Here is a 4,967-nt window from a genome sequence, read left to right as displayed (position 1 = left end):
CAAGATTAAAGCGTGCTGCAATAAGTTGATCCTGTGAATCGGTATCAATTCCATAAAAACAGGGATGTGTTACCGGTGGTGAACTAATCCGCATATGCACTTCTTTTGCACCTGCTTCCCTAAAAGCCTGCACTAATTTTCTACTTGTGGTGCCACGAACAATAGAATCGTCAACTACAACGATACGCTGCCCTTCAATTACATCTCTCAAGGGATTTAATTTCACTCTAATTCCCGCTTCTCGCATTGCTTGAGTGGGTTGAATAAAAGTTCTACCAACATATCTATTCTTGATCAAACCATCACCAAAAGGAATGCCGCTACTTTGAGAAAAACCAATCGCCGCAGGTATTCCTGAATCTGGAACCCCGATTACAAGATCTGCTTCAACTGGCGACTCCTGCGCTAGACGCTGGCCAATTCGCCTGCGATAACTATAAAGAGATTCACCGAAAAAACGGCTATCAGGCCTTGCAAAATAAATTAATTCAAATACACATAGTTTTGGTGTTTCTTCACACCATCGGCTTCTAAATGGATGATCTTCCCCAGCTTTAAAACGCACCAACTCCCCTGGTGCAACATCATCATCAAAATGGGCGCCAACAATATCTAAACCGCAAGTTTCACTACTAACAACCCAAGCGGCAGAGCCGGATTCACCTAAATGTCCAAACACAAGCGGTCGCAGGCCGTGGCCATCTCTTAATGCGTAGAGCGCTTCTGGAGTGCTAATCGCCAAGCTAAAAGCACCTTTACATTGTGCTGCTGCCGCCTTAATCGCTTCATCCCATGCCATTCCGCTATTCACCGCCTGCTGCAATGCAAAAGCAATTAATTCACTATCACCACTACTATTAATATCTAATCCATTAATATTTAATTTGTCTACCAATAATTGTTTGCGCAGTTCAGCTGTGTTAACCAAATTTCCATTATGAGCTAACGCAAATGGGCCGAGCCGGGTCATAAAAACCAATGGCTGAGCATTACAAACCTTGGAACTACCGGTGGTGGAATATCGGGTATGGCCCACCGCCCGATCACCGGGCATTAGCTCCAACACATTTTGATCAAACACTTGGCTAACCAAGCCCATATTTTTATGGAGCCGCACCTTATCGCCATCAAAAACTGCTATTCCAGCTGATTCCTGGCCGCGATGCTGCAAGGCATAAAGGCCGAAATAACAAAGGCTTGCCACCTGTTCCCCAGGCGCTAATACGGCGAACACACCGCAGGCTTCCTCCATCCGATCTGGTCTCACGGTCAAGGGAGCGACCTTCATGGATGCTTAACCAGTGTGCCCGAGCAAGTGGCTTGCTAAGCGTCGCGGTATTGCTTCCTGATAAGCCTTTTCTAAACATTTTAAATCCAACGAAAACACTTCCTCAGCTGCTAATCGCAGCTGCAGCTGCTCTTTTGCATGCACATAACCCAACGGCTGTTGGGGAAAACCACGTGCCTGGCAGAGGGCAGCAAATGCCTCCAGTTCAGCAGCTGGAACCGTTACAAGCACCCGAGCACCACCTTCAGCAAATAGCAACCTTTGCAATGGCAGTTCAGTACTAGAAATTTCTAGTTGCGCTCCACATCCAGCAGCTAAGGCCATCTCCGCTACGGCAACCAACAAACCACCATCGGAAAGATCGTGGGCGGCACTAACTAAACCAGCTGCAATTGCAGCTTGCAGCAGCTCTTGTAATTGCATTTCCATGCTCAAATCTGGCCGCGGCGGCCTACCGGTGCATAAACCATGCACAACCTGCAGATAACTGCTGCCGCCTAAGCCGATGCGATCGTCGCTGGCAGCAGTATTGAGGGGCATCCCAAGTAAAACCAACTGATCACCAAGGGCAGTAGCAGATGGTTTCGGCCAAGCCAAACCCACCAAACGATCCAGGCGCTTCACTAACCCCACCATTCCCACCACCGGAGTGGGTTGAATTGGCTGTACAGAGCCATCGGCTAAACGGCTGTCGTTGTAGAGAGAAACATTGCCGCCTGTTACCGGGGTATCAAGAATTCGACAGGCTTCCGCAATACCTCTACAAGCCATCGCCAATTGCCAATAACCAGTTGGAGTTTCAGGGGAAGGGAAATTGAGATTATCGGTAACAGCGATTGGTTCTGCCCCAACGCAGCTGAGGTTGCGAGCTGCTTCCGCTACCGCAGCCATGCCGCCCCGCTCCGGATCTAAAGCAACCCAACGGTTTGGGCAATCAACGGTGGCCGCCACGCCCCGTTCACTGGCCTGCATTGCCTTGGCACCTTCTTGGTAACGCAAACGCAGCACCGCTGCATCGGCACCGCCTGGCACCACAACGGTATTGGCCTGCACTTGATGGTCGTACTGACGCCACACCCATTTCTTACTGGCGATTGTTGGATCATCAAGCAACTGCAGCAATACGGTTCCCACTTGATCAACGGCAAGGGGCAACAAACTATTTTCCTGCCAACGCCAGTGGGCCTGAATTGCTTCAGGCGGTTCACTAAGCAATTCGCGTTTATTGATTGGGGTGTCTTCCGCTAATGCGCGGGCAGGCACTTCTGCTGCTACTTCACCGTGCTGAAGCACCCTAACCACCTGTTCTTGCAACACTTTTCCCACCACTGCTGCCTGCAAGCCCCAACGGCGAAAACGCTCCATCAACTCCTCTTCTTTACCAATCTCAACCACAAACAACATGCGTTCTTGGGATTCAGAAAGCAGGAAGTCGTAGGCGGTCATGCCCGTTTCCCTTGCCGGCACTAGATCAAGGTTCAGCTCAATACCTAAATTGCCTTTTGCAGCCATTTCAGCGCAGCTGCAGGTGAGGCCAGCGGCACCCATATCTTGGGCAGCCACCACCACTCCGCTTTTAAAAGCCTCTAGGCAAGCTTCGATTAAACCCTTTTCCAGAAATGGATCACCCACCTGCACCGCAGGCCGATCATCAAGGGAAGCTTCACTAAGTTCAGCGCTAGCAAAACTGGCTCCACCCATGCCATCACGGCCAGTGGTGCTGCCCACATAAATCACCGGATTACCAACACCACTGGCACCGGAACGCACAATTTCTGTGGTTTCCATCAAGCCAAGGGCCATGGCATTTACCAATGGGTTACCCGAATAACTGGAATCAAAACAAACTTCACCACCCACGGTTGGAACACCAACGCAATTGCCGTAGTGAGCAATACCTGCCACCACCCCCTCCATTAAGCCGGCGTTACGGGGATCCTCAAGCGGACCAAAGCGCAGGGCATTAAGCAGCGCTAGTGGCCTTGCTCCCATGGTGAAAATATCGCGCAAAATGCCGCCCACCCCAGTAGCAGCACCTTGAAATGGCTCCACTGCAGATGGATGGTTGTGGCTTTCGATTTTGAAAGCCAGGCGAAAACCATCACCCAAATCCACTACCCCTGCATTCTCCCCAGGCCCCACCAAGATTCGTGGCCCTTCGGTGGGGAACATACGCAACAAGGGCCTGGAGTTGCGATAACAACAATGCTCAGACCACATCACTCCAAACATGCCTAATTCGGCGCGATTGGGGTGGCGATCCATACGCCGCACAATTTCGTTGTAATCCTCTGGAGTTAATCCCTCCTGCTTTATCTGCGCTTTGATCTCAGGGGAGGCCTGCTCAAATTCAGAGTGCTCAAAAGCTGAATTAGACACCAGGGGTTACCGCTCCACATGTCATCACAGTGTGAATCAGAGCTGTGAACCAGAGCACTGATTTAGATCAAAATTAGATCAAATCCATGGATCTTCATCTGATTCAGGTTTAGGGGAACGGCGCGCTGTTGGGGCTTGATCCTCGGCTTCATCACGAAAGCGATCACCCCAAGAACGCAATCGATCTTCAAAGCCGTCAAAAGAATCCGGCACTTGATCGCGCCATTGCTTTGTGCGCCGCAACATCTGCTGGCGAATGCTGGCTTTTTCAAGGGGTAGATCATCCAACTCCCGCAGAGAGGTGATCACTTGCCCGGGTTGTTGATCAAGTAAACGATCGGGATCCAAACGCCAGCGGCTACTGCCTGGTAAGCGCGGATCACTGCGGGCCACTAAATAATGCAAAATTCGACCGCTACGCACCTCCACTACTGCATCTACCAAACGGCCAAGGCATACTTCGGCAGCACCGAATAATTCAGCATCCAAAAGGGTTGGCAATAAAACGAGGGTTTCTTGATCGCTGCTAGCAGCTTCACCGCGCACGATTACCTCCCCTTCTGCCATTGCTACCAGCTGGTTCAAACGCCAAACATTGCGGGCTGGCCCAAAAGCAGAAGGTCTTGTGCTCCAACCCAAAAGTCGATGGCAGGGGGGATGCATCCATGCCATGTGGCCAAGCCCCAGATCAAGGCCGTCTTCAGTGCGCACCCGAGCTCGTAACAAACCAGATATCGCCAAATTTGCTAGTGCTGCCACTTCAGCTGCGGATCTGCACTGGCATCACCAGATAAGTAAAAGAATCTTCCTCTGCCTCGCCGTGCAAGATCGCAGGGCTAGTGGAGGTATTGAGCCTTAAACACACCTCTTGCGCCGCCATTGATTTCAAACCTTCTAATACGTAGCGCACGTTGAATGCAAGTTCGATCGCTTCCCCTTCCATTCGGATCGTTAATGCTTCCGAACCGCTACCCACATCTTGGGCATCAGCGCTGAGTAGCAACTGAGAAGTGCTGGGATTTGCGCTGAATTTAACTACGTTGTTGTGTTGATCAGCAAGCACCGCAACCCTTTCAAGGGCAGCAAGCAAGGGTTTGCGTTCGATGCTCAAACTGCGAACAAAACTATCGGGTATTAATTGGCCGTAATTGGGATAAGTGCCATCGAGAGTGCGGCTGGTGAGCACTTGATCAGCCCACAAAAACACCACCTGGCCGCGATCACAGAACAAGCTGATCGATTCTTCACTTGGGCGAGCTGATAGCAAACGTTCCAGTTCCCGTAAAGAACGGGCTGGCAC

Annotated in this window: 4 protein-coding genes; all 4 read right to left on the bottom strand. The window is 50.9% G+C overall.

Features of this window, described 5'->3' with window-relative positions; genetic code table 11:
* On the bottom strand, nt 1-1,288 hold a 1,288-nt coding region (gene purF / locus KB557_RS08925; protein ID WP_255133389.1), incomplete at its 3' end, for an amidophosphoribosyltransferase.
* Between the two features lie 6 nt (nt 1,289-1,294).
* On the bottom strand, nt 1,295-3,616 hold the full coding sequence (gene purL / locus KB557_RS08920) for a phosphoribosylformylglycinamidine synthase subunit PurL (RefSeq protein WP_399218912.1): 2,322 nt from the start codon (nt 3,614-3,616) through the stop codon (nt 1,295-1,297).
* Nucleotides 3,617-3,745: 129 nt separating this feature from the next.
* Nucleotides 3,746-4,426, bottom strand: a complete 681-nt coding sequence (locus tag KB557_RS08915; RefSeq protein ID WP_255133385.1) for an RNA methyltransferase — start codon at nt 4,424-4,426, stop codon at nt 3,746-3,748.
* Between the two features lies 1 nt (nt 4,427).
* Nucleotides 4,428-4,967, bottom strand: a 540-nt coding sequence (dnaN, locus tag KB557_RS08910; protein WP_255133383.1) for a DNA polymerase III subunit beta, incomplete at its 5' end; no start/stop codon positions are given.

The organism is Synechococcus sp. Cruz CV12-2-Slac-r, from assembly GCF_024346075.1.
In the GTDB taxonomy this organism is placed as follows: domain Bacteria; phylum Cyanobacteriota; class Cyanobacteriia; order PCC-6307; family Cyanobiaceae; genus Synechococcus_D.
This window is presented reverse-complemented; position numbering and strand designations above follow the sequence as displayed.